The 26,659-nt window shown below is 58.4% G+C and carries 21 protein-coding genes; 9 read left to right on the forward strand and 12 right to left on the reverse strand.

Annotation, left to right across the window (positions count from 1 at the left end; genetic code table 11):
• Positions 1 to 65 precede the first annotated feature (65 nt).
• Complete coding sequence (locus PP263_RS20820; protein WP_308365984.1) at positions 66 to 1,643, forward strand: NAD(P)/FAD-dependent oxidoreductase; 1,578 nt, start codon at positions 66 to 68, stop codon at positions 1,641 to 1,643.
• Positions 1,644 to 1,782: 139 nt separating this feature from the next.
• Here PP263_RS20820 and PP263_RS20825 read toward each other — a convergent pair whose 3' ends face one another.
• The gene (locus PP263_RS20825; RefSeq protein ID WP_308365985.1) at positions 1,783 to 2,688 is read right to left on the reverse strand and encodes a helix-turn-helix domain-containing protein; all 906 of its coding nucleotides are present in this window, start codon (positions 2,686 to 2,688) and stop codon (positions 1,783 to 1,785) included.
• 178 nt (positions 2,689 to 2,866) lie between these two features.
• On the opposite strand from PP263_RS20825, the gene PP263_RS20830 reads away from it, so the two are divergent.
• Both PP263_RS20830 and PP263_RS20835 read left to right on the forward strand, forming a co-directional pair.
• Positions 2,867 to 4,387 carry an aldehyde dehydrogenase family protein gene (locus PP263_RS20830; protein WP_308365986.1) on the forward strand — a complete coding sequence of 507 codons (1,521 nt, stop codon included), beginning with the start codon at positions 2,867 to 2,869 and terminating at the stop codon, positions 4,385 to 4,387.
• A 182-nt stretch (positions 4,388 to 4,569) separates the two neighbouring features.
• On the forward strand, positions 4,570 to 5,271 hold the full coding sequence (locus tag PP263_RS20835; protein ID WP_308365988.1) for a gamma-glutamyl-gamma-aminobutyrate hydrolase family protein: 702 nt from the start codon (positions 4,570 to 4,572) through the stop codon (positions 5,269 to 5,271).
• Positions 5,272 to 5,383: 112 nt separating this feature from the next.
• Here PP263_RS20835 and PP263_RS20840 read toward each other — a convergent pair whose 3' ends face one another.
• Positions 5,384 to 5,932, reverse strand: a complete 549-nt coding sequence (locus PP263_RS20840; RefSeq protein ID WP_308365989.1) for a thioredoxin family protein — start codon at positions 5,930 to 5,932, stop codon at positions 5,384 to 5,386.
• Between the two features lie 281 nt (positions 5,933 to 6,213).
• On the opposite strand from PP263_RS20840, the gene PP263_RS20845 reads away from it, so the two are divergent.
• Positions 6,214 to 9,171: a TonB-dependent receptor gene (locus PP263_RS20845; RefSeq protein ID WP_308365990.1), complete on the forward strand. Its 2,958-nt coding sequence runs from the start codon at positions 6,214 to 6,216 to the stop codon at positions 9,169 to 9,171.
• An 83-nt stretch (positions 9,172 to 9,254) separates the two neighbouring features.
• Here the strand turns inward: PP263_RS20845 and PP263_RS20850 are convergent, their stop codons facing one another.
• The 9 genes from PP263_RS20850 to ettA form a co-directional block, all read right to left on the reverse strand.
• Positions 9,255 to 10,646, reverse strand: a complete 1,392-nt coding sequence (locus tag PP263_RS20850; RefSeq protein WP_308365991.1) for a sigma-54 dependent transcriptional regulator — start codon at positions 10,644 to 10,646, stop codon at positions 9,255 to 9,257.
• The gene (locus PP263_RS20855; RefSeq protein ID WP_308365993.1) at positions 10,643 to 12,547 is read right to left on the reverse strand and encodes an ATP-binding protein; all 1,905 of its coding nucleotides are present in this window, start codon (positions 12,545 to 12,547) and stop codon (positions 10,643 to 10,645) included. Before PP263_RS20855 ends, PP263_RS20850 begins: the two co-directional genes overlap by 4 nt.
• Before the next feature lie 99 nt (positions 12,548 to 12,646).
• Entirely contained in the window at positions 12,647 to 14,044 is a 1,398-nt protein-coding gene (locus PP263_RS20860) for a TRAP transporter large permease (RefSeq protein WP_308365994.1), read from the reverse strand.
• A 2-nt stretch (positions 14,045 to 14,046) separates the two neighbouring features.
• Entirely contained in the window at positions 14,047 to 14,631 is a 585-nt protein-coding gene (locus PP263_RS20865) for a TRAP transporter small permease (RefSeq protein WP_308365995.1), read from the reverse strand.
• Positions 14,632 to 14,806: 175 nt separating this feature from the next.
• Positions 14,807 to 15,796, reverse strand: coding sequence for a TRAP transporter substrate-binding protein (locus PP263_RS20870; protein WP_308365996.1), 990 nt, complete (start codon positions 15,794 to 15,796; stop codon positions 14,807 to 14,809).
• Between the two features lie 48 nt (positions 15,797 to 15,844).
• Positions 15,845 to 17,146, reverse strand: a complete 1,302-nt coding sequence (locus tag PP263_RS20875; RefSeq protein WP_308365997.1) for an OprD family outer membrane porin — start codon at positions 17,144 to 17,146, stop codon at positions 15,845 to 15,847.
• Positions 17,147 to 17,423: 277 nt separating this feature from the next.
• Positions 17,424 to 18,419 (reverse strand): questin oxidase family protein, encoded by a 996-nt coding sequence (locus tag PP263_RS20880; protein WP_308365998.1) that lies wholly within the window; start codon positions 18,417 to 18,419, stop codon positions 17,424 to 17,426.
• 17 nt (positions 18,420 to 18,436) lie between these two features.
• Positions 18,437 to 19,246 carry an MOSC N-terminal beta barrel domain-containing protein gene (locus tag PP263_RS20885; protein WP_308365999.1) on the reverse strand — a complete coding sequence of 270 codons (810 nt, stop codon included), beginning with the start codon at positions 19,244 to 19,246 and terminating at the stop codon, positions 18,437 to 18,439.
• Positions 19,247 to 19,498: 252 nt separating this feature from the next.
• Entirely contained in the window at positions 19,499 to 21,163 is a 1,665-nt protein-coding gene (ettA, locus tag PP263_RS20890; RefSeq protein WP_308366001.1) for an energy-dependent translational throttle protein EttA, read from the reverse strand.
• Between the two features lie 202 nt (positions 21,164 to 21,365).
• On the opposite strand from ettA, the gene PP263_RS20895 reads away from it, so the two are divergent.
• Together PP263_RS20895 and mmsB are read left to right on the forward strand one after the other, a co-directional pair.
• The gene (locus PP263_RS20895) at positions 21,366 to 22,469 is read left to right on the forward strand and encodes an enoyl-CoA hydratase/isomerase family protein (protein ID WP_308366002.1); all 1,104 of its coding nucleotides are present in this window, start codon (positions 21,366 to 21,368) and stop codon (positions 22,467 to 22,469) included.
• Positions 22,470 to 22,588: 119 nt separating this feature from the next.
• Positions 22,589 to 23,491: a 3-hydroxyisobutyrate dehydrogenase gene (gene mmsB, locus PP263_RS20900; protein ID WP_308366003.1), complete on the forward strand. Its 903-nt coding sequence runs from the start codon at positions 22,589 to 22,591 to the stop codon at positions 23,489 to 23,491.
• A 108-nt stretch (positions 23,492 to 23,599) separates the two neighbouring features.
• On the opposite strand, the gene PP263_RS20905 is transcribed toward mmsB, so the two are convergent.
• Positions 23,600 to 24,004 (reverse strand): hypothetical protein, encoded by a 405-nt coding sequence (locus tag PP263_RS20905; RefSeq protein WP_308366004.1) that lies wholly within the window; start codon positions 24,002 to 24,004, stop codon positions 23,600 to 23,602.
• A gap of 198 nt (positions 24,005 to 24,202) precedes the next feature.
• On the opposite strand from PP263_RS20905, the gene PP263_RS20910 reads away from it, so the two are divergent.
• From PP263_RS20910 to nrdR, 3 genes are all read left to right on the forward strand, one after another.
• Positions 24,203 to 24,682 carry an outer membrane beta-barrel protein gene (locus tag PP263_RS20910; RefSeq protein WP_308366005.1) on the forward strand — a complete coding sequence of 160 codons (480 nt, stop codon included), beginning with the start codon at positions 24,203 to 24,205 and terminating at the stop codon, positions 24,680 to 24,682.
• Between the two features lie 130 nt (positions 24,683 to 24,812).
• Positions 24,813 to 26,081 (forward strand): serine hydroxymethyltransferase, encoded by a 1,269-nt coding sequence (gene glyA / locus PP263_RS20915; protein WP_308366006.1) that lies wholly within the window; start codon positions 24,813 to 24,815, stop codon positions 26,079 to 26,081.
• Between the two features lie 109 nt (positions 26,082 to 26,190).
• Positions 26,191 to 26,658, forward strand: a complete 468-nt coding sequence (gene nrdR / locus PP263_RS20920) for a transcriptional regulator NrdR (protein ID WP_308366007.1) — start codon at positions 26,191 to 26,193, stop codon at positions 26,656 to 26,658.
• Position 26,659: the final 1 nt, after the last annotated feature.

The raw sequence follows: 26,659 nt of genomic DNA on the forward strand, positions 1-26,659 counted from the left end.
AGCGAGTCGCCGGAGTGGCGAATTGGACTTATTTTGGGGTTCCCTAAAGGGAAAACAAGAATCTTATGACCGACATCATTATTATCGGCGGCGGCCACAATGGTCTGGTTTGTGCCTGTTATTTAGCCAGGGCAGATAAAAAGGTAACGCTGTTGGAGCGCCGATCGATCGTTGGCGGCGCTGCGGTTACCGAGGAGTTTCATCCGGGCTTCCGCAATTCAGTGGCCAGCTACACGGTGAGTTTGCTGAACCCGAAAATTATTGAAGATTTGCGCCTGCGCGAACACGGCTTGCAGATAAAACTTCGCCCGCAATCCAATTTCTTCCCCCTGTCCGACAGTGACAGCCTTTCTTTTCACCGCGATTTTGCCGACACCCAGGCGGAGATCGCCCGCTTATCGCCAAAGGATGCGGAGGCGCTGCCCGCTTTCTACGGGATGCTGGAAACGGTTGCGGATTTCTTGCGCGAGGAGCTGTTGCGCACACCGCCCAACGTTGGCGGGGGGCTGACGGATCTGTTGCGCGCCGGTGGCTTTGGCCTGCGGGCCAGAAAACTGGATATGGCGCAGAGTCGGGATGTGCTGGATTTGTTTACCAAGAGCGCGGCCGATGTGCTGGCCGAGTGGTTTGAGAACGACCATGTCAGGGCCGCTTTTGCGTTTGATTCCATCGTCGGCAACTACGGCGCACCGACCACCCCCGGTTCTGCGTATGTACTGCTGCACCATGTTTTCGGTGAGGTAAATGGCGAGAAAGGGGCCTGGGGACACGCCGTCGGCGGTATGGGTGCCATTACCCAGGCCATGCTCAAAGAGGCACAGCAACTCGGCGTGGATGTGCGCACGGACGCGGCGGTGGAGGAAGTGTTGATCGCAGGCGGCCGTGCAGTGGGAGTGCGGCTCGCGGATGGCGAAAAGTTGTCCGCGGCAAAGGTCGTCTCAAACGTCGGTCCAAAACTGTTGTTTTCACAACTGGTGGCTCAACAGCATTTGAGTGAAGAGTTTCGCCGCCGGGTGCGGGGCTATAAAGTGGCTTCCGGCACTTTTCGCATGAATGTGGCCTTGTCCGAGCTTCCGGATTTCACCTGTCGCCCCGGAACCGATCTGCAACGCCACCACCAGTCCGGTATCGTAATCGGGCCCAGCATGGCCTACCTGGAACAGGCGTATTTTGATGCAAAGCAGTTCGGCTGGTCCAGGGAACCTGTTGTGGAAATGCTGATTCCATCCACGGTCGACGACTCGCTGGCACCACCCGGACAGCATGTGGCGAGCCTGTTCTGCCAGCAGTTTTCCCCGCAGTTACCGGACGGCGCGAGCTGGGATGATCACCGCGAAGCGGCTGCGGACACCATTATCGATACGGTTGCGCGTTACGCCCCCAATTTCAAGCGTTCGGTGATTGCACGGCAGATTCATTCACCCCTGGACCTGGAGCGCAAGTTTGGACTGATGGGCGGGGATATCTTCCACGGCGCCCTGGGGCTGGACCAGCTGTGGAGCAACCGGCCATTTATGGGTTATGCCGATTACCGCACGCCCGTCCGGGACTTGTATATCTGCGGTTCCGGAACCCATCCCGGCGGCGGTGTCACCGGCGTGCCCGGGCACAATGCGGCACGGGAGATACTGAAAGACTTGTAGGAGCGGGCCATGCCCGCGAACAGAACCCGATCGCGGGCATGTCGGATGGCCGCCCCGCCGCTCCTACAGGGTGGCTCGCTTAAGTCAATGCAGGTTCCTTGTGCCGGGCCTTAGGGCCTGTTGAGAACCTCGGTGTCGTTCAGTTTACCGCCCGGCGGCGGTGCAATTGGCAATACTGGCTGGGACTCAAACCGAATTGGTGCTGGAACCTTCGGCTGAAATGGCTCTGGTTGCAATAACCCAGATCAAAGCAGATCCGCTTGGCCGGCTCTCCGCTTTTCAAGCGCTCGCAGGCGCTTTGCATGCGCAGCTGGTGCTGAAACTCCGCTGGGGTGCAGCCCAGGTGCTTTTTGAACTCGCTGAAGAAACGGCTGCGGCTCATGCAGGCTATTTTGCACAGCTGGTCGATATCCAGCGGGGCGGCGAGGTCCGCCTGGATTGCGTGCACGGCAGCGCTAAGGCCGTTGGCGTCCGGCGCCAGGGCGCAGGCGCGGAGCAGGAAGCTCCGTGTCTGCTGGCGAAGCATGCGCACCAGCAGCTCGCTGATCCCTAGGTCGATCAGCAGGTCTCGGTCCGGCAGCTCCTCGCTGAAGGCGGTCATCATCCGCTCGAGCAGGGCCTGGGTGGCCTGGGTATGCGGGGTGTGGATGACAGTATCTGGGCGATAGTGCCAGTCTTCGAAGTCCCTGAGCAAAGGCGCGGTTTTATTCAACTGGGCACAGACCTCATCCACCCGTTTCCTGTCAATTTCAATGGTGAGGCAGTTGGTGGGGCTGCCCATGGCAGCTTCGGGGAAGTCGATCTCGATGTCTTCTCCGGGAGCCATGACAAATGATTCCCGCGGTAAAAATTTCGCGCTGTAACCGCTGGGCCCATGGAGAATTTTCTTTCCGCTGAGCATTCCGCAGTACAGAAGTTCACCCGCGTGCAGATTCACACGTTCCGCTGGCATATAGGTGCTGTAGACACTCAGTTCCGCATTGGGGCCGGCGAAAGACACCCGATTCTCGATCAGCTCGCGGGGCTCGCGAATTGGCTTCAGCATACTCATCACCGGTTTATTGTCGTTATTTTCCGTGTCATGGACTCACAGGCAACTGGATTGGACTCACGGGAAAGCCTGCCTGCGCTCCAGGGTTTAAATTAGCCATAAAGCAGTGCCTGCCGACTGGCAGGATATGGTTCCGAATATACTATAAGAATGGCAATAGAGGATATCCGCGATGATTTACTCCCAGCCTGGCCAGGATAAGGCTCTGGTCACTTTCGAATCCCGCTATCAGAACTTCATCGGTGGGGACTGGGCGGCGCCGGTGGAGGGCCGCTACTTTGAGAACATTTCACCGGTAAACGGTCAGGTATTCTGCGAGATCCCCCGCTCGGGCGAAAAAGACATTGAACTGGCCCTGGATGCCGCCCACGGCGCCAGGGACAGCTGGGGGCGTACCTCGGTTACCGACCGGGCCAATATCCTGCTGCGCATCGCCGATCGCATAGAGCAGAACCTGGAAATGCTGGCAGTGGCGGAAACCTGGGACAACGGCAAGGCGGTGCGCGAGACCCTGGCCGCGGACATACCCCTGGCCGTGGATCATTTCCGCTATTTCGCCGGCTGTATTCGCGCCCAGGAGAGCGGCCTTGCAGAGGTGGACAGCCATACGGTTTCCTACCATTTCCACGAACCGCTGGGTGTGGTGGGGCAGATCATTCCCTGGAACTTCCCCATCCTGATGGCGGCCTGGAAGCTGGCACCGGCACTGGCGGCGGGCAATTGCGTGGTGTTGAAACCCGCCGAGCAGACACCGGCATCGATACTGGTTCTGGTGGAACTGATCGCCGACCTGTTGCCCGCCGGGGTGCTCAACATCGTAAACGGCTTCGGCCGCGAAGCGGGTGAGGTGCTGGCCACCAGCACGCGTATCGCCAAGATAGCCTTCACCGGTTCCACTCCCGTGGGCTCTCATATCCTCAAGTGCGCGGCCGAAAACATTATTCCCTCTACCGTAGAGTTGGGCGGAAAATCACCCAATATCTACTTTGCCGATATCCTGCAGCAGGAAGAGAGCTATATCAGCAAGTGTGTGGAGGGGATGGCACTGGCGTTTTTCAATCAGGGTGAGGTGTGTACCTGCCCCTCCCGGGCGCTGATCCAGGAATCCATCTACGACGATTTTATCGCCCGCGTTATTGAGCGCACCAAATCGATCAGGCAGGGCAACCCGCTCGATACCGACACGCAAATCGGCGCCCAGGCTTCGCGCATGCAGTTCGACAAGATCATGAGCTACATTGACATAGGCAAGCAGGAGGGCGTGGAGGTATTAGTGGGCGGTGGCGCCGAGAGTATGAGCGGTGACCTGCAAGACGGCTTTTACGTTCAGCCCACCCTGCTCAAGGGCAGCAACGAGATGCGCGTCTTCCAGGAGGAGATCTTTGGCCCGGTGGTGGGGGTTACCACGTTCAAAACGGAACAGGAAGCCCTGGACATCGCCAATGACACCGAGTACGGACTGGGCGCCGGCGTCTGGACCCGGGATATCAACCTGGCTTTCCGTATGGGGCGCAATATCCAGGCCGGGCGGGTGTGGACCAATTGCTATCACCAATACCCGGCTCACGCGGCCTTTGGCGGATACAAGAAATCCGGTATTGGCCGCGAAACCCACAAGGTGGCGCTGGAACACTACCAGCAGACCAAGAACCTCCTGGTCAGTTACGACACCAATCCGCTGGGATTTTTCTGATCCGGGTTGTCTTCACCGGGGGCGCGAGGCGCCCCCTTTGTGATTCCGAACGGCTTTTCACCGCGTAATCGTCCGGCTTGCGATCCCATCTATCCGTCCCGGAAGAGGAAAACACGACAGGAAAATATCGCCGGGGATATGTCATAATCTGGGGACTCAGCAGTCAAACCAGCGGTGTGATAATGAAAATTGGTGTATTGAAAACCGACGACGTGCGCAAGGAACTGGTGGGCGAATTCGGAGAGTACCCGGAGATGTTCGCCGAGTTGCTGCGCGCCCAGGACCCGGGCCTGGAGTTTGTAACCTACGAAGTACAACGCGGCCACTATCCGAAGGATATCGACGAAGTGGACGCCTACCTGATCACAGGTAGTAAATCCGGCGTCTACGAGGACAAGCCCTGGATTCCGCCGCTGATGGAATTCGTGCGCAAACTGCACGAGGCCAAGAAGCCCACCATCGGCATCTGCTTCGGCCACCAGCTGATTGCCCACGCTTTAGGCGGCAAAACCCGCAAGTCCGACAAGGGCTGGGGCATCGGTGTACACAGCTATGAAATGCAGGAAACCCCGCCGTGGATGTCCGAACCGCAGGACAGCTTCAGCCTGCTGGTGACCCACCAGGACCAGGTGGAGGAACTCCCTCCGGGCGCCAAGGTGCTGGCCTCCAGCGATTTCTGCCCCTACGCCATGGTCCAGGTGGACGAGCATATGCTCACCTTCCAGGCCCACCCGGAATTCACCAAGCCCTACTCCAAGAGCCTGATGGAACTGCGCCGCGAGGTATTCGGCGATGAAACGGTGGAAAAGGGCAAAACCTCCCTGCAAAACGATATCCACGAGAGCGCCGTGGCCAGGTGGATGATCGAATTCCTGCGTCGGTAATCCTCTGTCCGTCCCTTGTAGGAGCGGCGGGGCGGCCATCCGCCCATGGCCGCGATCAGGCTTGCAGCCGGCACCAATCCCCCGATCGCGGCCATGGGCCGCCCCTACACAATCATTTCCACTTGATATTGCAGCCCATCGAAGGAACCTGATTCTCCGCCGGCCGCTCCCCCGCCAGCACCGCATCCACTGCCGCACGCAGATCCCGCCCATTCACCGGCTCATTATTACCTGGCCGGCTGTCGTCGAATTGTCCCCGGTAAACCAATTTCCTGTCCTTATCGAACAAAAAGAAATCCGGCGTACAGGCTGCACCGAACGCTCGTGCCACTTCCTGGGTTTTGTCCACCAGGTAGGGGAATACATAACCGCGGGCGGCGATTTCCTCCTGCATTTTTTTCGGGCTATCTTCCGGATAGTTTGCGAAGTCATTGCTATTGATTGCCACAATACTCAGACCCGCCTCGCGGTACTCCCGTGCAAATTCGGACAGGGCGGGAGCTATGTGTTTTACATAGGGGCAGTGGTTGCAGATAAAGGCAACCAGTATAGGTTGGTCTTGAAAGTCACGACTGTCATGGATATTTCCAGCCGGGTCGGAAAGGCAGAAGTCAGGCATAGGGCTGCCGAGGGGGATCATGGTGGAGGGGGTAAGGGCCACGGTTGCTTCCTCGCGGTTGTTCGAAGAGATAGAAAATCTTTGTAAAACAGTTGGTTATGGATTTTGGTTCTACCTGATCGAGTAATTCGACAGTTGCACAAAATTGATAAACCTCTTGGTAATGTGATCATCTTCGCAAAAATAAGTCAGGTAAAGATAATTTGGTTCGTTGAGATATATGTATTGGGAAATAAGTGGCTACTTGGGGTGGCGGCTTTCGAACTGGCGCGTGGTGATGCGCATATTTAATTTCCAATGATCTAGTCAATAGGAGAATCATAATGAAAAATAAGCTCAAGAAGGAATTATTGGCAGCAACTATCGGTTTGGCCACTTATTGTGGGGCTGCTTTTGCCGATACTGGTGCCTTGCGCATTACTGTAACGGATTCTACAGGCGACCCTATTGCGGGGGCTGAGATAGCCGTCCATACACCTGAGAGTCTGACAACCAAAAAGGGCGTAACTGACGAAAATGGTGAAATCAGGCTGCTTGGACTGGATCCCTCAGCCAAATACGAAGTAGAGATTAGCAGCGCAGGCTATCAGCCCGTCAAAAATAAGAACGTGCTCGTGGTATCCGGCCAAAGTTTTGCACTTAACTATGAACTCAATGCGGTGGGGGATAGTATCGAAGAAGTGCTTGTGACTGGCCAGCAGATACAGATGATTGATTCCTCATCTACCATTGTCGGCCAGGATATCACCCTGGATTTGACTGAATCCCTGCCGACGGGACGCGACTATCAGTCGTATCTGCAGCTGGCGCCGGGGACCAAGCCGTCTATTGGTGGTAACCCCTCCTCCAAGTCCGGCGTAAACTACTCCGATGCGGTGGATTCCAGAGGCCGTACTTCCGGTTCCTCCTCTGATAACTTCTACTACATCGATAACGTCAATGTAACCGATAATGTGACTGGTACTTTTGGTGCCAATGTCAACTCCGAGATTATTCAAGAGCAGCACGTTCTTACCGGTGGCATGCCGGCTGAATATGAGGGTGGAGCAGGTCTAGTTTCCCGGGTGATAACCAAATCAGGTAGTAACGAATTCCATGGTTCTGTGAACTACTACACTCAGAATGACAGCCTAGTTGCTGACAACAAACATGTAGAAGGCAACAGCTTCTCAACCTTTGATAGCGCCTTTACCATGGGGGGGCCAATTATCAAGGACAAGCTGTGGTTCTTTACTTCCTATCAAATCAAGGAGCGGGAAGACGATGTCTTTAACCCGAATACTGGCGAGTTCCAGCGTACTGTTAAGAATGAGCAAGAACTGGGCTTTGCAAAGCTGACTTGGCAGGCAACAGAGAATGACAAATTCATTGCTACCTTCTTTAACGATCCGACGGATATTAGCGGCTCTCGATTGTCTGACACCCTAAACAACCGTGATCGCGCTCAGCGTCAGGGCGGTGATAATTACAAGATTGAGTACTCCCACTCTTGGGACAACATGCTTTTGACGCTTGAAGCTGCAAGTCATGAGGGCGAAATTAGTTCGATAGCTGCAGATAAATCAACGCGAAATGATGTCGCTTATCTTGGTGGAAATCCGGGTCTTTCTGATCTTAACCGTGGGGGGTACGGCTTGGATAGTATCCAGTTCCGCAACAAAGATACATGGGCTGCTACTTTCGAATACTTTCTGGATACCAATTGGGGGTCCCACGAACTCAAGGCCGGCTATTCCTATACAGAAAATGAGCGTTCCCTTAACTCAATCTACACTGGTGACGGCGCCCAGTACTCCTCGATCGCCATGCCCAATAGCGGCACTACTCTGGCCGAACTGACCGGCGGGAATTGGACTGGTTCAGTTGAAGTCGTACCTGATGACTACGCCCGTATCATTGGCGCCATGACTGAAAGTGCGGACTCAGCATATTACTACGGGCTTCTCGATACCAATACCGATGGCACCATCAGCAACGCTGAACTTGAAGCACTGACCTTCAGCAGTTCCGCTGGCAACCCTGGAGATACGATTAATGTCTATCGCATTAACCAGGCTGAGACCGCGCCTTATTCGCTGAAAACCAAAGGTGATGCATTTTTTATTCAGGATAGTTGGAATTATGACAAGTGGACGGTTAACGTCGGTGTACGTGCTGAGCAGTGGGAGCACATCGCTAGTGACGGTTCCAGTATCTTTACCTTCGACTACGAGTTTGCTCCTCGCTTCGGTATAACTTATGACATCAACGGCGATGGTAGTAGCAAGGCATGGGGCTTCTACGGTCGTTACTACGATCCTATTCGTACTGATATGACTTCTTTTGCGGGTACCTTGACCGGCTCTATCCGTGACGAGCAGATCTTTGTGGGTGATCGCTGGCTGACCTACCGTACTCGCGGCGGTAGCCAGACTCAGGATGCATTCTTTGCACCTACCACCAAGACCCCGTATACCGATGAGTTTCTACTCGGTTACTCCATGTCATTTGGTGATGACATGAGCGCCGAGGTCACCTATACCAACAGGGTAACAAAAGACCTGCTGGAGGATTATGATCTCGGGCTGTACACGGATCCTGCACTGGGTGAATTCACTCTGCCGCTATCATACTTTGGCTACGACGAAATTCCAGACTCTAACTATGTGATTGCCACACTGAAAGGCGGTGAACGGGAGTACCAGGGGGTGGAATTCACTTTCCGCAAGCGTCGCAGCGACAGCTGGCAGATGTTGGCTTCTTACACCTATAACTTGGCAAAGGGTAACTCCAACTCTGATGGTAACGCGGACTTCCAAGGTGATGTAGTGTGGTTGGATCCCCGGGCACCTGGAATGTGGGGCGATCAGCCGGGTAATATCGAACACCTGTTTAAAGTCGCTGGCTCCTACTTCTTTGAGAACGGTATTGAACTGGGTCTTGTATACAATTGGAACTCAGGCCTGCGCTACAGTAATACTTGGTCTGTTGCGGGACGTCATTTGCCTGACCTCGGAGAATCGTATGAATATGGCGATGTTGAATCGGTTTGGGTGGCTGAAGACTCCGTTGGCGATAATGTTGCTGATTCCTATGGCACTCTGGATGCACGTGTGAAGTACACTTACCAGTTTGGCGGATACGAAGCCGAATTTTTTCTGGACATCTTCAATGTATTTGACGATCAGGCCGGTATTCGCGAACAAGATCTGACGGCTGGCGACGGTGTGTATGCCTTCGGTGAATCTGTCGAGTGGGTTGAACCCCGTCGATTCTACTTGGGAACACGGGTGTCTTTTTAAGAGTTAAATTACTTAGAGCAGAAATAACTTAAATATTTTTATCAATTAGGGAGACTTTGTCTCCCTTTTTTGTCAATTTCCCGTCATTCTCCTGTATTGGAAATAAAATCCCTCCGATCCAAGCCATATTTCTTCATCTTGTCGTACAACGTCTTACGAGGCAGCCCCAAACTTACCATGCTGTCCTTGATAGAACCCTGGTGGCGCTGCAATGCCTCTTCGATCAGGGTTCGCTCAAACTGTTCGACGCGCTCCTGCAAGGTCTGGCGACCGTGGAGATCCTCCTGTGGATCACTGAACGGAGGCGCGCTATTCAACGCGCTCGCGCCCAGCAGAACATACCGCTCAGCCAGATTCCGCAATTCACGCACATTACCCGGCCACTCCTGGCTTTTCAGCCGGGCCATGCTTTCCGCATTCAGGGGAATCAGCTCCCGGTGATGGCGGGCCGATGCGACCACGGCGAAGTGTTGAAACAGCAGTGGAATGTCCTCCCTGCGCTCCCGCAATGGCGGTATGGGGATGGTGACCAGGTTGAGACGATAGTAGAGATCGCGGCGGAATTTTCCGGAATCGCTCAGGGCGAGTAGATCCTCTTTGGTGGCGGCAATGACACGGATATCCAGGGAAATCTGCTGATTGCTTCCCAGGCGCTCAACCTGGCGCTCTTCCAGAACGCGGAGTAGCTTTACCTGGAGCGTCAACGGCATGCTCTCGATTTCATCGAGAAACAGGGTGCCGCCGTTCGCGTACTCGAATTTGCCGATGCGGCGTTTGTCGGCGCCGGTAAAGGCGCCGGCCTCGTAGCCGAAGAGTTCGCTCTCAATGATACTTTCCGGCAGGGCGCCGCAGTTGATGGCAACAAAATTCTTGTCCCGGCGGGCGCTGTGGTCGTGCAGATAGCGGGCTACGAGGTCCTTGCCGGTCCCGGTCTCGCCAAACAACAGAATGTCGGCGGGGGTGTCCAGTACCCGGTGGATGAGTTCCCGCATTTGGCGAATGGCGGGGGTATTGCCGAGAATACAGGGGCCGGGGGCGGCGAAGTTCTCCACCTCCGCCTTGAGTTTACGGTTTTCCAGTGTGAGTTGGCGTTTTTCCAGCGCCCGGTGCACGACTTCCAGCAGGTGTTCGTTATCAAACGGCTTTTCAATAAAATCGTATGCGCCGTTACGGATGGCGTTGACCGCCATGGAGATATCACCGTGGCCGGTCAGTAGTATCACCGGTAGTCCCCGATCGATTTTCAGTGTGTGTTCTGTCAGCGCGAGACCGTCCATGCCCGGCATATTGATATCGCTGATCAGGATTCCGGGCCACTCCGGTGTCAGCTTCGGAAGCACCTTCTCGGCTGAATCAAAGGTTTCCACCGTATAGTCGTGTAGCTCCAACAGCTGCCTGACCGCGTCGCGGATATACTTCTCATCGTCTACATAGGCGATTGGGCCGCCCGGCGAGGTGGTGGGCTCTGTATTCATTGATTCTCGCCTCTCTGTTTATTGGCTTTGGCCGCGGGCAGTTGTATACGGAAGATTGCTCCCCCGTCGGGGTGGTTGCGCGCGCTCAATTCGCCCCGCATGGATTCGATAATCTGGTAGGAAATGGACAGTCCCAGGCCCAGGCCCCGGTCTTCGCTCTTGGTGGTGAAGAAGGGCTCGAATATGCGGTTCAGGTTGCTCTCAATAATGCCGGGTCCGGAATCGCGGAATTCGATAATGATCCGGTCATGCTCACGCCAGGCTTCTATATTAAGCATTTTTTGATCCTGATTTTCCATGGCCTGCATGGCGTTCGACAGGACATTAACGATAACCTGTTCGAGTCGGACCATATCCCCGAGTACGATAAGCGGTTCGTCATGAAAATACTGCTGGCAAGAGATCCCTGCATTCTGGTATGCCCTGTGCATAATAGTCATGGCGCCCCGCACACTTTCGCGCAGGTCGATGGGGCTGAGCATGCCCGGGCTATTTCGCGAGAACTCCTTGTACTGCGCAATAATTTTGCCCATACGCTCGCTGAGGGCATTGATCTGCAACAGGTTTTCCCGGGCTTTGTCAGTATTGTCCCGGTCCAGGAGTGTGACCGCGGTCTGTGCATAGCTGCGCAGGGCGGCCAGCGGTTGGTTGAGTTCGTGGTTGATACTGGCCGACAGACTTCCGATTACAGCCATCTTGGCGGTTTGTATCAATTCGTCCTGGGCATGCTTTAACATAAGCCGCGCCTTTTCCTTCTCCTCCACTTCGGCAACCAGTCGCCGGTTGGTGGTTGTCAGCGCCTCTGTGCGTTTGCGGACCAGGCGCTCCAGCTCATGGCGGGAACGACGCAGCAACTTAAGGGTTTTGGCGCGCTTGCGGAGGTAAAGCAATATCATGACCACGAGCAAGTAGCAGGCCGCAGCGGTCAATAGCAGGATAAAGCGCTGACGCCGGACTTCTTCAAGGGTTGTCAATGTCATGGCCCGCCAGCCGACTACGGGCATGGACTTGTATTGGGCCAGAAAACGGGTCCTCCCCTCTTGGGTGCTTCCGAAATCGAGCAATTGAGACCCCCTACGGGAGGGAAAGCTTGTCGGCCGCGCTTCAGTTACGTCCAGCTGACCTATAGCCGTTCCCGCATACTGCTGATTTTTGGCCAGCTCTCGCCGCTGGTCCGCTGTTAGCGGGTAGAGAGCATGCAGCATCCAGTCGGGTTCGGACGAAAAGAAAATAATCCCGTTGTTATCGATTACCAGGTATTTGAAGTTGCCGCCTCTGGCGGCGCGCAGCCATTCCCTTTCCAGGTTCTGGATGTTTATCTTTGTGACGATGACCCCTATCACATCATTATCGGCAGTTAATGGAGCGGCATAGTAATAGCCGCGCAATCCGGAAGTGGTGCCGAGAGCGTAGTAGCGGCCGAAAAATCCGTTTTTGGCCTGTGTGAAGTAGGGGCGAAAGGAAAAGTTCTTACCGACAAAGCTGGTAGGCTTTTGCCAGTTGCTGGCGGCGACGACGTCGCCCTTCAGGTCCATCAGGTAAATATCGGATGCCCCGGTAATACCTTCAACCTCCTGGAGATAGATATTTGCTTCACTCTGTAGCGAGGCAGCCGGCTTCTGCAGCAGGTTCTGAAGCAGGGTGTTGGTGGAAAGCACCTGGGGGATGGCTTCGTATCTGCCCAATGCGCCTTCCAGATAAGCGGTGAAGTTCTGTAGCTGAAAGTCCGATTCCCACTGCAGTCTCCGAAACGCCGCGGCGGTGCCCAGGCGTTGGGTGATAAACAGCGTCAGCAGAAATCCCGCCACTGCCAGGGCGGTGACAACAGTGCGGAGAATGTAAGTGCTGGTTCTGGTCACTCTGGCCGTTTTCAATTGATGGTGGCGAAATGGGTCGATCATGAATTTCGTCACCGTTATATGTCAAAAGCAAGCCCGGTGGCTTCACTCGGGATGTCGGCTGAAACACCGCCAAGCTGGCCACCGGTCGGTCTGGCAGGGTCAACCAGCCCCCGAATAGCCAAAATACTCGGGTAGCACCAGCGAGATCTGCGGCACGTAGGTGATTAATAGCAGAAACAGCAGCAATAATGCCAGCCAGGGAGTGGCGGCACTGATCACCCAGCCGATCCCCCGGTTGGTAATACCGGCGGTCACAAAGAGGTTCAGGCCCACTGGCGGTGTCAGCATGCCGATCTCCATGTTTACCACCATGATGATTCCCAGGTGGATGGGGTCGATTCCCAACTGGGTGGCGATTGGAAACAGGATCGGGGCCAGAATCAGCAGAATGGCCGTAGGTTCCATAAAGTTCCCGGCCATCAGCAGCAGGATATTGACGATGATCAGAAAGCCCCAGGCCGGCAGCCCCCATTGGATAATGGCCTCGGCAATGGCGTGGGGGATACGCTCCGTGGTCAGCACATGGGCAAACAACATGGCGTTGGCGATGATAAACAGCAGCATCAGGGAGACTTTGGCGGCGTCCAGCAGTACTTTCCTGACCTCTTCGTCCGTGCTGGCGCGGGGGAGGGCCAGGGCGATGCCGCCGATATTGCGACCCAGCGTCCGGCTAAAGGGCTCTCCCGCCTTCCGCCAGGGGACCCCCTTGAGAGGACCGATATCGCGGTAGCCCACGACGGCCACCAAAAAGGCGTATACGGCTGCCACGGCAGCCGCTTCGGTGGGGCTAGCCACGCCGCCATAGATGGAGCCGAGCACGATGAAGATCAGCATCAGGCCGCCCAGGGCCTTGATGCCGGAGCGGGAGAGCTGGCCGATGCCGGGGAAGGGGCGCGAAGGCAGCTTTTTGATGCGCGCCAGTATATAGATGGCGATCATCAGAATGCCCCCCATCATCAGTCCGGGTATCAGCCCCGCCATAAACAGCCTTGCGGCCGAGACCTCTGTGGCAGCGGCGTAGACCAGCATGACGATGGATGGCGGGATCAGGATGCCCAGGGTTCCCGCGTTGGCGATCACACCGGCGGCGTACTTTTCCGGATAGCCGGCCCGCACCATGCCGGCAATGACGATGGAGCCGATTGCCGCTACCGTGGCGGGGGAAGAGCCGGATACGGCGGCGAAGAGCATACAGGCCAAAACGGAAGCCATTGCCAGGCCCCCGCGAATATGACCGATCGAGTCCATCGCGAAATTGATCATCCGGCGGGCCACGCCGCCGGTGGACAGGAAGGCCGATGACAGAATGAAGAACGGAATGGCGAGCAGCGTGTAGTGCTCGGAGGTGGCTTCAAAAAATTTCAGCGCGACCGATGCCAGGGAATCGTTGGAATATATCAGGATGGTCAATACGCTGGAAAACCCCAGGGCAATGGCAATGGGCATGCCCAGCAGCATGCAGATGAACAGTACCAGGAAAAGAGTTGCAATAGTCATGTTCAGGCTCCCTCGGCCAGTGCGGCATTAAGTTTCGGGGAGGGGCGGTCGGGGGTGATGTCTTCCTTGTCTGCCAGTTGCAGACTCTCTTCCACTTCGTCGGTGCGGCTGAAGCCGTCAGCGGTACCGCGGATAACTTCCCACAAAAGGTGTAACAGGCGCAGGGCCATAAGGCCGAACCCGAACAGCAGTATGCTGGTGACCGACCACTTCGGCAGGGGCAGGTCTTCCATTTCCAATCCGATCATGTGCAGTTTGCCCACGTAAACCCATCCCCCGTACATAAGCAGGCCGCAGTAGGCCAGGCAGATCAGTACGGCGATGGCGGTACAAATGCGGCGCCCGGTGCGGGGGAGGAGACGCACCAGGGCGTCCACGCCGATATGGGCGCCGATTTTTAGGCCGTAGGACATGCCGAAAAGCACGAACCAGGCTGATACCGTCAGGGTGAGTTCTCCGATCCACATAACGCCGACGCCGAGTCCGAAACGCAACACGACTTCGACAAAGACCAGCAGGGTCATGGCAACCAGCAGTGCGCTGATGCACCCTTCTTCAAGACGCTCGATAAATTTTTTTATAATCATGGTTTAAAAACCTCAAGACAGCACGCCCTGCGGCAGAAATTTCAATTGACATCTGTAAATTGCAGTTAGGATGTACCGTAGGGTGCGCCAAGCGCACCGTTTGCGTTGGTGCGGGCTCCGGTGTTTCCCGGTGCGCGCGGCGCACCCTACGTTCTCAATTTACGGAAATACACAGTTATTGATTGGACGCTACCGCGGCGGCAATCAGGTCCCGGCCGATCTGCTTTTCGAACTGCTTCCATACCGGCCGCATGCTCTCTACCCATTGCTCACGCTGGCCGGCGGTCAGCGGCAACACTTTGGTCTGGCCGGAGGCGATGATGGCCTCTTTGTCCTCCTGGTCCTTGAGGTCAGCTATCTTGTTGCCATAGGCGATGGATTCCTCCAGTGCCTTCTTGATTTCCGGGCGCAAGTCGTCCGGCAGGCCTTGCCAGAACTCGGCGGAAGTGACCACCAGATAGTCGAGAACTCCGTGATTGGTTTCGGTGATGTAGGGCTGGACTTCAAAGAATTTCTTGGAGTAGATATTCGACCAGCTGTTCTCCTGCCCGTCGATAGCCTTGGTCTGCAGTAAGGTGAATACTTCGGAGAAAGGCTTCTTCACGGGAATGGCATCGACGGTTTCGAATTGGGCAGCGAGCACGTCCGAGGTCATGATGCGGAATTTCTTGCCCTCGGCATCCCGGGGTTCACGGATGGGGGAATTGGCGCTCAGCTGTTTCATACCGTTGTGCAGGTAGCCGAGACCGACCAGCCCTTTTTTCCCCAACGAACCCAGTATTTTCTGGCCCGCCGGGCTTTGCTGGAAGCGGTCCACTGCTTCCATATCCTCGAACAGAAACGGCAGATCAAACACCTGCAGCTGGTCGGTAAATTTCTGGAATTTCGATACCGAGGGCGCAGCCAGTTGCACGTCACCCAGCAGAAGAGCCTCCAGTACCTTGTTGTCGCCGAACAACTGGGCATTGGGAAATACCTGGACAGACACCCGTCCGGGGAAGCGTTTTTCCACCAGTTCCTTGAAGTGAATGGCCATCTGGCCCTTGGGAGTATTCTCTGCCACGACGTGGGAAAATTTGATTTCGATCGGGGCGGAAAATGCTGTGAGGCTGAAGGCGCACAACACGGTGGCTGCGCCTGCTTTGATCAGGTTGCGAATGAACATAATGTTTCCTCTCTATCGCGTTGTTTATTGCTATGGTTGCGGGGCCGGTCAGAATTTGTAGACGTAGTCCATGTAGAAGCGGTTATCGAATTCGTCCTCTTTGACCTGCGCGACCGTGCCCGTTTCATCCGAGTGGTAGTCGTGGGCAATCCAGCGGAGGCTCAGGCCTTTCACGTTGGGTAGGCTCCATTTGACATCCAGCTCTGTATACCACTCGTCGGCTATACCGAGAGACTTATCCACGGTGTTCTCTGCACCTTCGCCGTAGGTGTAACTCAGCTTGGTGGTGAGTCCGGGAACCAGGTCCGTCCAGTTGTAGGCGGTGCGCAGCTGCCAGATATCTTCATTTTTCCCGGTCAGGTCGGGTGCGATGACCGAGCGGGTGGGAAAGGGGTTGCGGCCGTGGTCGCCGGAGAAGTTGTCCTCGAGCCAGACATCGTCGCGAATCGCGGTAAAGGCTCCGCCAAGGGTCAGGTTGCCGCGCTTCCACTCCGCATCGACATAGGCAGCGCGAGCGTGGTTCTCCGGCTCGACGCCGTCGACATAATCCATTTCGCCTTTCTCGGCATTGACTGCGAACAGTTCGCCGTCGTCGTCGGAAGTGAAATAACCACCGCTCAGCTCGAGATTGGAATCCCCCAGCGGCAGCTGGTAACCGAGGCGCAGGCCGCGTTTTTGCAGGTAGTTCTTGCTGTTCAGCTGTTCGAGCTCGGCGGTGAAGTTGCCGTGTTGATATTTAGCGCCGAAGACGCTGATATAGTCGATGGCACCGGTTTCGGTAATATCTGTGCGGAAACCTTCGAAGTGATCATCGTGCCGGCTGGACCACTGATCGACACGCACGCCGTAGAGTTCGAAATCGGCCAGCTTTCCATTGATGCTGACGCCGTTGTAGGAACTGGGAATGGCGCGCGTTCCGGAGGAGGAGAGCAGCATGGTCTTGACCACCTGGCGGCCGATCTTGGCACTCACGCGGTCGGCGACGTTGAGTTTCAGGTAGGCCTGACCGATCTTGGAGAAAGCATCGTCCAACTCGCCGCTGTTGGTGCGGGTGAGAATGTCATTGCTCATCGCGCCGGAGGAGGCCAGTTCCTGCACGTGGTAGCCGGTCACATCAAAGCCGATCAGGTTTCCCAGGTAGCCTGAGCTGTAACCCAGTTCCAGGCCCATAGCCGACTGTTCGCGGTTCTTGCTGTCATTTTCGTAGTCGCGATCAAAGTGGATGCCGCGGATCTTGGCGTTGACGCCGCCGCCTTCCCAAAAACCTTCGTCCGCGAAGGCGGGGGCGGCGGCCAGCAGGCAGAGGGAAGTGGTGCTCAGGGCCAATGGCAGGCGAATTATTCTCATCATTGCTCTCCTGGTATTTGTTATTAGATACCCGGCGCATTTGCGTTGTTATGGCGCCTGGGTACTGTGGATAAGAGCAAGAGCCATACCAGCTGCTGAAATTTCTCTTTTTCTCTATAAAAATCAAAGTATTAGCAAGAAAAACAGACCACGGGCCAGTGTCGGAATGGGTGGCTGTTCACCCATTGGCTTTGGGGAAATGGGTGGGATTACGCCAACTGGTGCCCTGGCGAGCGGGTGGGATCGGTAAGCTTCTAACGGAATTTTGAGGATGTAAGGATCAGGCGGCCCGGGGTTTTTCCATAGGGTCAACGGCGCGGGCCGCCGCATACAGATAATCTTCAAGACCGTATTGTTCAAATTCCTGGGAGCAGCTGTAAGTCAATTTCACCACATGATCGTCGCTGCTGAGGCGGGCTTTTTTCCTGATTGCCTTCCAGCTAGGAATATCTCCGGTTTCCGTCGGCACATGGATCTCCTTCGGCCCCGTACTTAAATAAGCCGCCACAAATCCTGTCCAAAAATATCGCAATGCAATTTCAGGATCCAGGCAATAGGGCAATACCAGCCGCAGCGCATGGCATCCGGTTACCCCGTGCAACAGGGTGAAATCCCCGGTGCCCCGATAGGCATCAATGGCCACCCGTGCAATATCCTCCAGCCCCAATTGCTCCGGTTGTATGGGGGTGTCCAGCCACCCGTGCTGCTGCGTCACCGAAAACATATGGTCGGAAATATTTCCCGGCGCCAGGGAGATCAGCGGATAGCGCTCTGCCAGTAGCGATGGTATTTCCCTGGCGGGCATCGGGATCTGTTCCCTGCTGGCCAGCAGCGTGTGGTATTCCAGGTTCCAGTAGGCCAACCCGGTAGCGATTTCCTGTTGGTGCTCTGCGTCTATGCCATAGGCGGTGCGGATCAGCGGATGGAAGGCGGCGGTGGCGATGGCCGGGAGCAGCGGCGGCAGTTCGCGGCGCAGGCACTCCTCGATGTCGTGTTCCTTCATCTGCAACTCGTAGTAGCGCAGGGCGCTGGGGTAGAGCTCCTCCCGGTTGCGGCATTCGGCGATACGGACGGATGGGGCTGGCGGTGGCAGTTGCGGTCTTTCCAGGAAGGGGACGCAGCGTTCGAAGGCGCGCTTTAACTGCCTGCGGCTGGCGCCCATCTTGTCCAGGGCGATCAGCACCATCGGTAGATGGTTGGCGAGACGGTCGCCATAACGAACATGGTATCGACTGGCGGCCTCCAGCAATTCCGCGCAGTAGCGGGTAATGCTCATATTGGGCCTGCTAAAACTTATTCCACTTCCACTCTATCCCCCAAGTGTATGGTGGCTCCGTGCGGGTCGCTAAGGCGCGGCGCCAGGTTCTGGCCAAAGTAGACCTGGCCGTCCTCCCCGCGCCGGTAGCGCGCCAGGGTGCGCAACGGTTCCTTGGTGGGCCGGCCGGTGTCCGGGTCCAGTCCGGGAATGGCGCAGCGAGAGCAGGGGTGGGTGCCCTCCAGTTCCAGGGGCCCCCCCGCTGTGTGAATGCGGATCAGGCGCCAGTCATCTTCGGCAAAGGGCGCGGCGCCTTCGATGACCAGGTTGGGGCGGAAACGCAGCATGGATACCGGTTCCTCCAGGCGCCGGTTGAGATCGTCCAGGGAGGCCTGGCCGATCAGCAGCAGCGGCGCGCCGTCGGCAAAGCCGACCTGGATACCGTCGCGGGGCGGTGGCAGGGGGCGGCGGTATTCGCTGCCCATGGCCACCAGGCGCACTGGGGTCTGCAACTGCTCACTCAGCCATTCGGCGGCGCTGTCGCCGGCGTCGCGGGCGGTACAGGTGTCTCTCCAGACGCGCACCTGGCGCGTTGGGGCGGAGCTGTCCGGCCGGGATACCTCGATACGGTCGCCGCTCTGGTTGCGGATGCTGACTCCGGCCCCGGTGACAGTGGCCTGCAGTCTGGCCATGGCGCGCAGGCGGCGCTGGGTGACGAACTGGTTGTCGCTGTCCACCAGCATCCAGCGGCGGTCGCCGACGGCGCCGAAGCGGTCCAGTGTCAGGGATTCGCAGCGGTGGCCCTGCAGGGATTTGACGGGGAAGTGGTAGAGGGCGGAGATATGCATGTGTTTTTGTTGTTGGTTGACGTCATAGGGGCGGGCCTGGGGCCCGTTTGCGGAACTGGCGGCGGGCGCTCCCGAACTCCGCGGTCCCGGAGTGGGCCTGCGGCCCACTTGCCGAGCTGGAGCTCGGCGTTCCCAGGGTCGGATGCGGAGCTGGAGCTCCGCGGTCCCGGGGCGGGCCTGCGGCCCGCTTGCCGAGCTGGGGCTCGGCGGTCCCGGCATAAATAAGCCCGCATTGCGCGGGCTTTGTTTTTATCAGGTTTTGAGTTTCTTGTACTGCATCCGGTGCGGCGTGGCCTCCTCGCCTTTGCGCTGGATGAAGTCCTCGTGGTACTCGGTGTAGTTGCCCTCGAAGAAGACCGCTTCGCTCCCGCCCTCGTAGGCGAGGATATGGGTCGCCACCCGGTCCAGGAACCAGCGGTCGTGGGAGATCACCAGGGCGCAACCGGGGAAGTTGAGCAGGGCTTCTTCCAGCGCGCGCAGGGTTTCGATGTCCAGGTCGTTGGAGGGTTCGTCCAGCAGCAGCACGTTGGCGCCCTGCTTTAACGTATACGCCAGGTGCAAACGGCCGCGCTCGCCACCGGAGAGCTCGCCCACGCGTTTCTGCTGGTCGCTGCCCTTGAAGTTGAAGCGCCCGACGTAGTTGCGCGAGCCCACTTCGTAGTTGTTGATCCTGAGCATGTCGTGGCCGTCGGAAATGGCTTCCCACACGGTCTTGTTGTCGTCCAGGTTTTCGCGGCCCTGCTCGACGTAGGCGACCTGTACCGTCTCTCCGATCTTGATATTGCCGTTGTCCGGCTGCTCGGTACCGTTGATCATGCGGAACAGGGTGGATTTGCCCGCGCCGTTGCCGCCGACGATGCCCACGATCGCGCCGTTGGGCACGCGGAAGGACAGGTTGTCGACCAGCAACCGGTCGCCGAAGCCTTTGCTCACGTTTTCGAACTCGATCACGTTGTCCCCCAGGCGCTCGCCCGGCGGAATGTAGATCTCGTTGGTCTCGTTGCGGGCCTGGAAATCCTGGGACTGCATCTCCTCCAGGCGCGAGAGGCGCGCCTTGTTTTTGGACTGGCGGCCCTTGGGATTCTGGCGCGCCCACTCCAGTTCTTTCTGCATGGCCTTGGCGCGGGCCTGCTCGCCGCGCTGCTCCTGTGCCAGGCGCTTTTCCTTCTGCTCCAGCCAGGTGGTGTAGTTGCCCTCCCAGGGAATACCGTGGCCGCGGTCCAGTTCCAGGATCCAGCCGGCCACATTGTCGAGGAAGTAGCGGTCGTGGGTGATGGCCACCACGGTGCCGTTGAAGTCGTGCAGGAAGCGCTCCAGCCAGTAGACGCTCTCCGCGTCCAGGTGGTTGGTGGGCTCGTCCAGAAGCAGCATGTCCGGGCGTGACAGCAGCAGGCGGCACAGGGCCACGCGGCGCTTCTCGCCACCGGAGAGGTTGTTCACGTCTGCGTCCCAGGGCGGCAGGCGCAGGGCGTCGGCGGCCACTTCCAGGCGGTGCTGAAGGTTATGCGCGTCCCATGCCTGGATGATGTCCTCGAACTGCTGCTGCTTCTTGGCCAGGGCGTCGAAGTCGGCATCCGGCTCGGCGTAGTCGGCGTAGACCTGCTCCAGGCCGGCGAGGGCGTCGATGGCCTCGCGCATGCCGTCCTCGACGTTGCCGCGCACGTTCTTGGCCGGGTCCAGCTGCGGCTCCTGGGGCAGGTAGCCCACCTTGATCCCGGGCATGGCCCGGGCCTCGCCGTTATAGTCCTGGTCCACGCCGGCCATGATGCGCAGCAGGGTGGATTTGCCGGCGCCGTTCAGGCCCAGCACGCCGATCTTGGCGCCGGGGAAGAAGGACAGAGAGATGTCCTTGAGGATTTCGCGCTTGGGCGGCACTACCTTGCCCACCCGGTTCATGGTGTATACGTATTCGGCCATTTAAGGTTCCAGTAAACAGAGTTGGAATCGGTCAGAATTTGCGCGCAACTTATCAGGTTGATGGAAAAGTGCAACCGGGCGCTTTTCGGCCAAAAAGCCCACCGATAATCCGTCGCGGGCGGCCAGCCGCGGGCGGCACAGCTGACGCGGGTGCCTATCTATGTTTAACTGCGTTGGAATTTTTTACCCCATAGAGAGAAAGATGGACCAGAACTCTCCGGTACTCTTTTCCCGCCGCGGCGCCCTGGCAGTCGCCACCCTCAACCTGCCCAAGGCACTGAACGCGCTCAATCTGGATATGATCCGGCTGCTGTCCCGGCAACTGGACGACTGGGCCGCGGATGACAGCGTGGCCTGTGTGTGGATAGACGGCAGCGGCGACCGGGGGTTTTGCGCCGGCGGCGATGTGGTGAGCCTGTACCGGGAGTCCAGCGGCTACGGCGAGGCGCCGCGCTACGACTACACCACCGAGTTCTTTTCCTGCGAATACCGGCTGGACCACAAAATCCACACTTATACGAAACCCGTCGTGGTCTGGGGAAGCGGCATAGTAATGGGCGGGGGCATCGGCATTATGGCCGGCGCCAGCCACCGCATCGCCACCGACACCACCCGCATGGCCATGCCCGAGGTGACCATCGGCCTGCTTCCGGACGTGGGTGGCAGCTGGTTCCTGAACCGCATGCCCGGCCGCCTGGGCCTCTTCCTGGGCCTGAGCGGAGCCCAGTTCAACGGCGCCGATGCACTGTTTGCCGGGCTGGCGGACCGCCTGCTGCCGAGCGGTGACAGCATGGCCACGCTGGAGCGATTGGAAGCGCTGCCGTTTACCGCCTCGGCGGAGTCCGATCATCGCCTGGTGAGCGACTGTCTCAAGGAGCTGGAATTGCCCCGGAAGGAGCGCCCGAAATCGGTGCTGTGGGAGCATTACGACCAGATCCAGGCGCTCACCGACTACGCCAGCCTGCCGGAGGTCTGCCGGGCCATTGCCGGCTATAAAGGAGAGGACCCCTGGCTGCAAAAGGCCGCCGCCACCCTGTCGGCGGGTTCGCCGCTGACGCCCTGGGTTGTCTGGGAGCAACTGCGCCGGGGCCGCCACCTGTCCCTCGCCGAAGTGTTCCGCATGGAGCTGGTGCTGGCGGTCAACCTCTGCGCCAGCGGCCACTTCAGGGAGGGTGTGCGCGCCCTGCTGATCGACAAGGACCGCGAGCCGAGATGGCAGCCGGCCAGCCTGGAGGAGATTACCCCGGAAGAGGTGGAGAAATGCTTCGTCTCTCCATGGGCGCAGAATCCGCTCTTTGACTTGTAGGAGCGGGGGGGCGGCCATCCGCCCATGCCCGCGATCGTACCAGCTTCGTAGCTAGTGCCATCGCGGGCATGGCCCGCTCCTACAGGGAGATAAAACCATAACAAAAGGGAGTTAACACAATGGAGAAAGTCACTTTTATCGGTCTCGGCAATATGGGCGGCCCCATGGCCGTCAACCTGGTCAAGGCCGGCTTCCGGGTCACCGCTTTCGATCTGTCCGAATCGGCGCTGGCACACGCGGTTGAAAACGGCTGTGAGCGCGGGGAGAACGCGCAGCAGGCGGCGCAGGGGGCCGATGTGGTCATTTCCATGCTGCCCAGCGGCGATGGGGTAAAAGGGCTCTACCTGGGGGCGCGAGGGCTGCTGCAGGCGCTCGATCCGCGCACCCTGGTCATCGACAGCTCCACTATCTCTGCCAACGACGCGCGCCAGTTGATCGCCGCCGCGGCCAGCCGGGATATCCGCGCCATCGATGCCCCGGTCTCCGGCGGCACCGCGGCGGCGGCCGCCGGCACCCTGTCCTTTATGTGCGGAGGAGACGCTGAGGCGGTGGTGGTGGCACGACCGCTGCTGGAGGCCATGGGCTCCCGGGTCTTCCACGCCGGTTCCGCCGGCGCCGGCCAGATCGCCAAGATCTGTAACAATATGCTGCTTGCCATCCATATGATCGGCACCGCCGAGGCGCTGCAGATGGGGGTGGACAACGGCCTGGACCCCAAGGTGCTCTCCGAGATCATACGCGCGAGTTCCGGCGGCAACTGGTCACTGGAAAAATACAATCCCTATCCGGGGGTGATGGACGGCGTGCCCGCCTCAAGTGGTTACGCCGGGGGATTTTCGGTGGCGTTGATGCTCAAGGACCTGGGACTGGCGATGGACACCGCCGCCGGCAGCGCCTCTTCCACACCCCTCGGCGCGCTGGCGAAAAATCTCTACCAGCTGCACGGCAGCAGCGAGGAGAACCGGCGATTGGATTTCTCCAGTATTCAGAACCTGTTCCGGCGGCCGGCGGGGAAGGGATGACGACAGGTCATCGTAGGAGCGGGCCACGCCCGCGATCGGACTATTCCGCGAAGCTGGATCGATCGCGGGCATGGCCCGCTCCTACACAATCTTGCGAGTCCCGGGTCGCTAAAAATAATAATCCTCCATATTGATTTCCCGCCAATCGTAGACCAACTGCTCGCCCTCTTCGGTGACCAGGCTCACCCGCTCGGCGGCGATGCAGGTGGACCAGTCCACCTCCCGCCAATCCACCAGCTCAGCGCCGCCGTGTACTTTGATCACTGCGTCCTGCCAGACCTGGGCGCACTGTTCGGGAACACTGCCCTGCACGACCAACTCGCGCCCCAGGTATTTGCCGTAACGCAGTTGCGGCATCCAGTTGAGGTGATACCGGGTTTCCGCGCTCTGTAAATAGTATTTGCCGCCGGCCTCCACCAGTGTGCCGCTGACCGTAATCGACGTTGTGGGAGGATTGGCGGTGCAGGCGGCCAGAAGAAGCGGAAAGAAAGGCAGGGCAATACGCGGAGACATAAAAAAACCTCGCGGAAACGGTTGCCGGTAAACTTAGCTGGCTTCTCGAGGTTTTTGGCGTCTGGACAAAAATTGCAATCAAGCGGTCGGATCTTGCTGAAGTTATCGCGCACATCTGTGACCCGTGAACTGTTCCTCCGCAAGATAGGCGGATAGAATCCGCGCAATTTTTCCGGTAAACAACAATTGGGGGTACCTATGCGTACTTTTGCAAAAGGGCTGGCTGCGCTGGCTCTGGCCTGTTCTTCCGCAGCCAACGCCGAAGGCGGCTACTTCGGCGGAACCGCCGGTTTGATGACCATTGACCGCTCCAATTTCGATGACCCCTTCAATCTCGGCCTGCGCGCCGGCTATACCTTTGCTTCCGGCTGGGGCTTTGAAGGGGAATACACCAACTCGATCATTAGCGGCGAGGCCGATGCCTTTAGTGGAGATATCGATGTGGATATCCAGACCCTCGCCTTCTATGGCACCTACCGTTCCTACGGCAATATCTACTTCAAGGGCCGCGCCGGCATCCTGCACGAGGATATCGACTTCTTCGGCGACGACACCGGTGTCTCCCTCGGCGCCGGCGTGGGCTTCAACTTCGGCCCCAACACCAATGTCGAACTGGAATACACCCTGATCGAAGAGGACGTGAACTTCTGGTCCGGGACTATGATCCTGTCCTTCTGATCCCTGCCCCCGGCGCGGCCGCCCGGTCGCGCCTTGGCGCACAGCCCCCCACCTTGGTGTACAATGCGCGCCTTTTCAAACCGCCAGTTTCATCTAGTCTGAATTCAGCCCGCTTTACCGAGGGAATACCATGTTTGATTCATCCACCAAGCTCTCTTCTTTCGACCCGGAGATCTGGGAAGCCATTCAGGAAGAGGACCGCCGCCAGGAAGAGCATATCGAGCTGATCGCCTCTGAGAACTACACCAGCCCGCTGGTGATGACGGCCCAGGGCACCAGCCTGACCAACAAATACGCAGAGGGCTATCCCGGTAAGCGCTACTACGGCGGCTGCGAGTATGTGGACAAGGTGGAGACGCTGGCGATAGAGCGGGCGAAAGAGCTGTTCGGCGCCGACTACGCCAATGTGCAGCCCCACTCCGGCTCCCAGGCCAATGCGGCAGTCTATCAGGCCCTGTGCGCCCCCGGAGACACCGTGCTGGGCATGAGCCTGGCCCACGGCGGCCACCTGACCCACGGCGCGCGGGTGAACTTCTCCGGCAAGATGTACAACGCGGTGCAGTACGGCCTCAACCCGGAGACCGGCGAGGTGGACTACGAAGAGGTGGAGCGCCTGGCCCTGGAAACCAAGCCGAAGATGATCGTGGCCGGCTTTTCCGCCTACAGCCGGGTGATGGACTGGGCGAAGTTCCGCGCCATTGCCGACAAGGTGGGCGCCTACCTGATGGTGGATATGGCCCATGTGGCCGGTCTGGTGGCCGCGGGCGAGTACCCGTCCCCCATCCCCCATGCCGACGTGGTGACCTCCACCACCCACAAGACCCTGCGCGGCCCCCGCGGCGGCCTCATTCTGGCGCGCGCCAACGAGGAGATCGAGAAGAAGCTCAACTCCGCGGTATTCCCCGGCGGCCAGGGCGGCCCCCTGATGCACGTGATCGCCGCCAAGGCGGTGTCCTTCAAGGAGGCCATGAGCCCCGAGTACAAGGCCTACCAGAAGAAAGTGGTGGAGAACGCCCGCGCCATGGCCGAGACCTTCCTCGACCGCGGCATCAACATCGTCTCCGGTGGCACCGACGACCACCTGATGCTGGTGGATCTGATCGGCAAGGAGTACACCGGGAAGGACGCCGACGAGGCCCTCGGTAACGCCAATATCACCGTAAACAAGAACGCCGTGCCCAACGACCCCCGCTCGCCGTTTATCACCAGCGGCCTGCGCGTCGGCACCCCGGCGATCACCACCCGCGGTTTCGGGGTGGAGGAAACCAAGCAGCTCACCCACTGGATCTGCGACGTGCTGGACGGGCTGGAGAAGGGCGATGCCGAGCCGGTGATCGCCGAGGTGAAGGAGAAGGTGCTGGAGATCTGCGCCAGGTACCCGGTTTACCAAAAAAGCTGAATCGCACTTCCGTAGGGTGTGCCGCGCACCGCTGTGCAGGGCGGTGTGCGCGGCGCACCCTGCGGACTGTGTTAAACTGCGCGCAATTTTTCTACAGGGCCTCCCCTCCATGCACTGTCCTTTCTGCGCCGCAGAAGAAACCAAAGTCGTCGATTCCCGCCTGGTCGCCGAGGGCGACCAGGTGCGCCGCCGGCGCGAGTGCCTCCAGTGCCACGAGCGCTTCACCACCTTCGAGACAGCCGAACTGCTGCTGCCGAGGGTGATCAAGCAGAACGGCCAGCGCGAACCCTTCAACGAGGAGAAGCTGCGCGCGGGCATCCAGCGCGCGGTGGAAAAGCGCCCGATCAGCACCGAGCGGGTGGAATCCGCCGTGGCCCAGATCAAGCACGCCCTGCAGGCCACCGGCGAGCGCGAACTGCCCGCGCGCGCCATCGGCGAACTGGTGATGGAACAGCTGCGCGAGCTGGACCAGGTGGCCTATGTGCGCTTCGCCTCCGTCTACCGCCGCTTCGAGGACGTCAGCGAGTTCAGCGAGGAGATAGAGCGGCTGACGCGGAAACCCGCGGAGACCCGCTGAT

Origin of the sequence: Microbulbifer sp. TB1203, from assembly GCF_030997045.1 — a bacterium.
Classification (GTDB): Bacteria; Pseudomonadota; Gammaproteobacteria; order Pseudomonadales; family Cellvibrionaceae; genus Microbulbifer.

What these genes read in the sequence shown, in the direction of transcription:
- PP263_RS20870 (WP_308365996.1), bottom strand. Translation starts at nt 15,796, where the DNA reads ATGTTCATTCGCAACCTGATCAAAGCAGGCGCAGCCACCGTGTTGTGC.
- PP263_RS20825 (WP_308365985.1), bottom strand. Translation starts at nt 2,688, where the DNA reads ATGCTGAAGCCAATTCGCGAGCCCCGCGAGCTGATCGAGAATCGGGTG.
- nrdR (WP_308366007.1), top strand. Translation starts at nt 26,191, where the DNA reads ATGCACTGTCCTTTCTGCGCCGCAGAAGAAACCAAAGTCGTCGATTCC.
- PP263_RS20820 (WP_308365984.1), top strand. Translation starts at nt 66, where the DNA reads ATGACCGACATCATTATTATCGGCGGCGGCCACAATGGTCTGGTTTGT.
- PP263_RS20875 (WP_308365997.1), bottom strand. Translation starts at nt 17,146, where the DNA reads ATGATGAGAATAATTCGCCTGCCATTGGCCCTGAGCACCACTTCCCTC.
- PP263_RS20860 (WP_308365994.1), bottom strand. Translation starts at nt 14,044, where the DNA reads ATGACTATTGCAACTCTTTTCCTGGTACTGTTCATCTGCATGCTGCTG.
- PP263_RS20835 (WP_308365988.1), top strand. Translation starts at nt 4,570, where the DNA reads ATGAAAATTGGTGTATTGAAAACCGACGACGTGCGCAAGGAACTGGTG.
- glyA (WP_308366006.1), top strand. Translation starts at nt 24,813, where the DNA reads ATGTTTGATTCATCCACCAAGCTCTCTTCTTTCGACCCGGAGATCTGG.
- PP263_RS20885 (WP_308365999.1), bottom strand. Translation starts at nt 19,246, where the DNA reads ATGCATATCTCCGCCCTCTACCACTTCCCCGTCAAATCCCTGCAGGGC.
- ettA (WP_308366001.1), bottom strand. Translation starts at nt 21,163, where the DNA reads ATGGCCGAATACGTATACACCATGAACCGGGTGGGCAAGGTAGTGCCG.
- PP263_RS20850 (WP_308365991.1), bottom strand. Translation starts at nt 10,646, where the DNA reads ATGAATACAGAGCCCACCACCTCGCCGGGCGGCCCAATCGCCTATGTA.
- PP263_RS20865 (WP_308365995.1), bottom strand. Translation starts at nt 14,631, where the DNA reads ATGATTATAAAAAAATTTATCGAGCGTCTTGAAGAAGGGTGCATCAGC.
- PP263_RS20905 (WP_308366004.1), bottom strand. Translation starts at nt 24,004, where the DNA reads ATGTCTCCGCGTATTGCCCTGCCTTTCTTTCCGCTTCTTCTGGCCGCC.
- PP263_RS20845 (WP_308365990.1), top strand. Translation starts at nt 6,214, where the DNA reads ATGAAAAATAAGCTCAAGAAGGAATTATTGGCAGCAACTATCGGTTTG.
- PP263_RS20895 (WP_308366002.1), top strand. Translation starts at nt 21,366, where the DNA reads ATGGACCAGAACTCTCCGGTACTCTTTTCCCGCCGCGGCGCCCTGGCA.
- PP263_RS20855 (WP_308365993.1), bottom strand. Translation starts at nt 12,547, where the DNA reads ATGATCGACCCATTTCGCCACCATCAATTGAAAACGGCCAGAGTGACC.
- PP263_RS20910 (WP_308366005.1), top strand. Translation starts at nt 24,203, where the DNA reads ATGCGTACTTTTGCAAAAGGGCTGGCTGCGCTGGCTCTGGCCTGTTCT.
- PP263_RS20830 (WP_308365986.1), top strand. Translation starts at nt 2,867, where the DNA reads ATGATTTACTCCCAGCCTGGCCAGGATAAGGCTCTGGTCACTTTCGAA.
- mmsB (WP_308366003.1), top strand. Translation starts at nt 22,589, where the DNA reads ATGGAGAAAGTCACTTTTATCGGTCTCGGCAATATGGGCGGCCCCATG.
- PP263_RS20880 (WP_308365998.1), bottom strand. Translation starts at nt 18,419, where the DNA reads ATGAGCATTACCCGCTACTGCGCGGAATTGCTGGAGGCCGCCAGTCGA.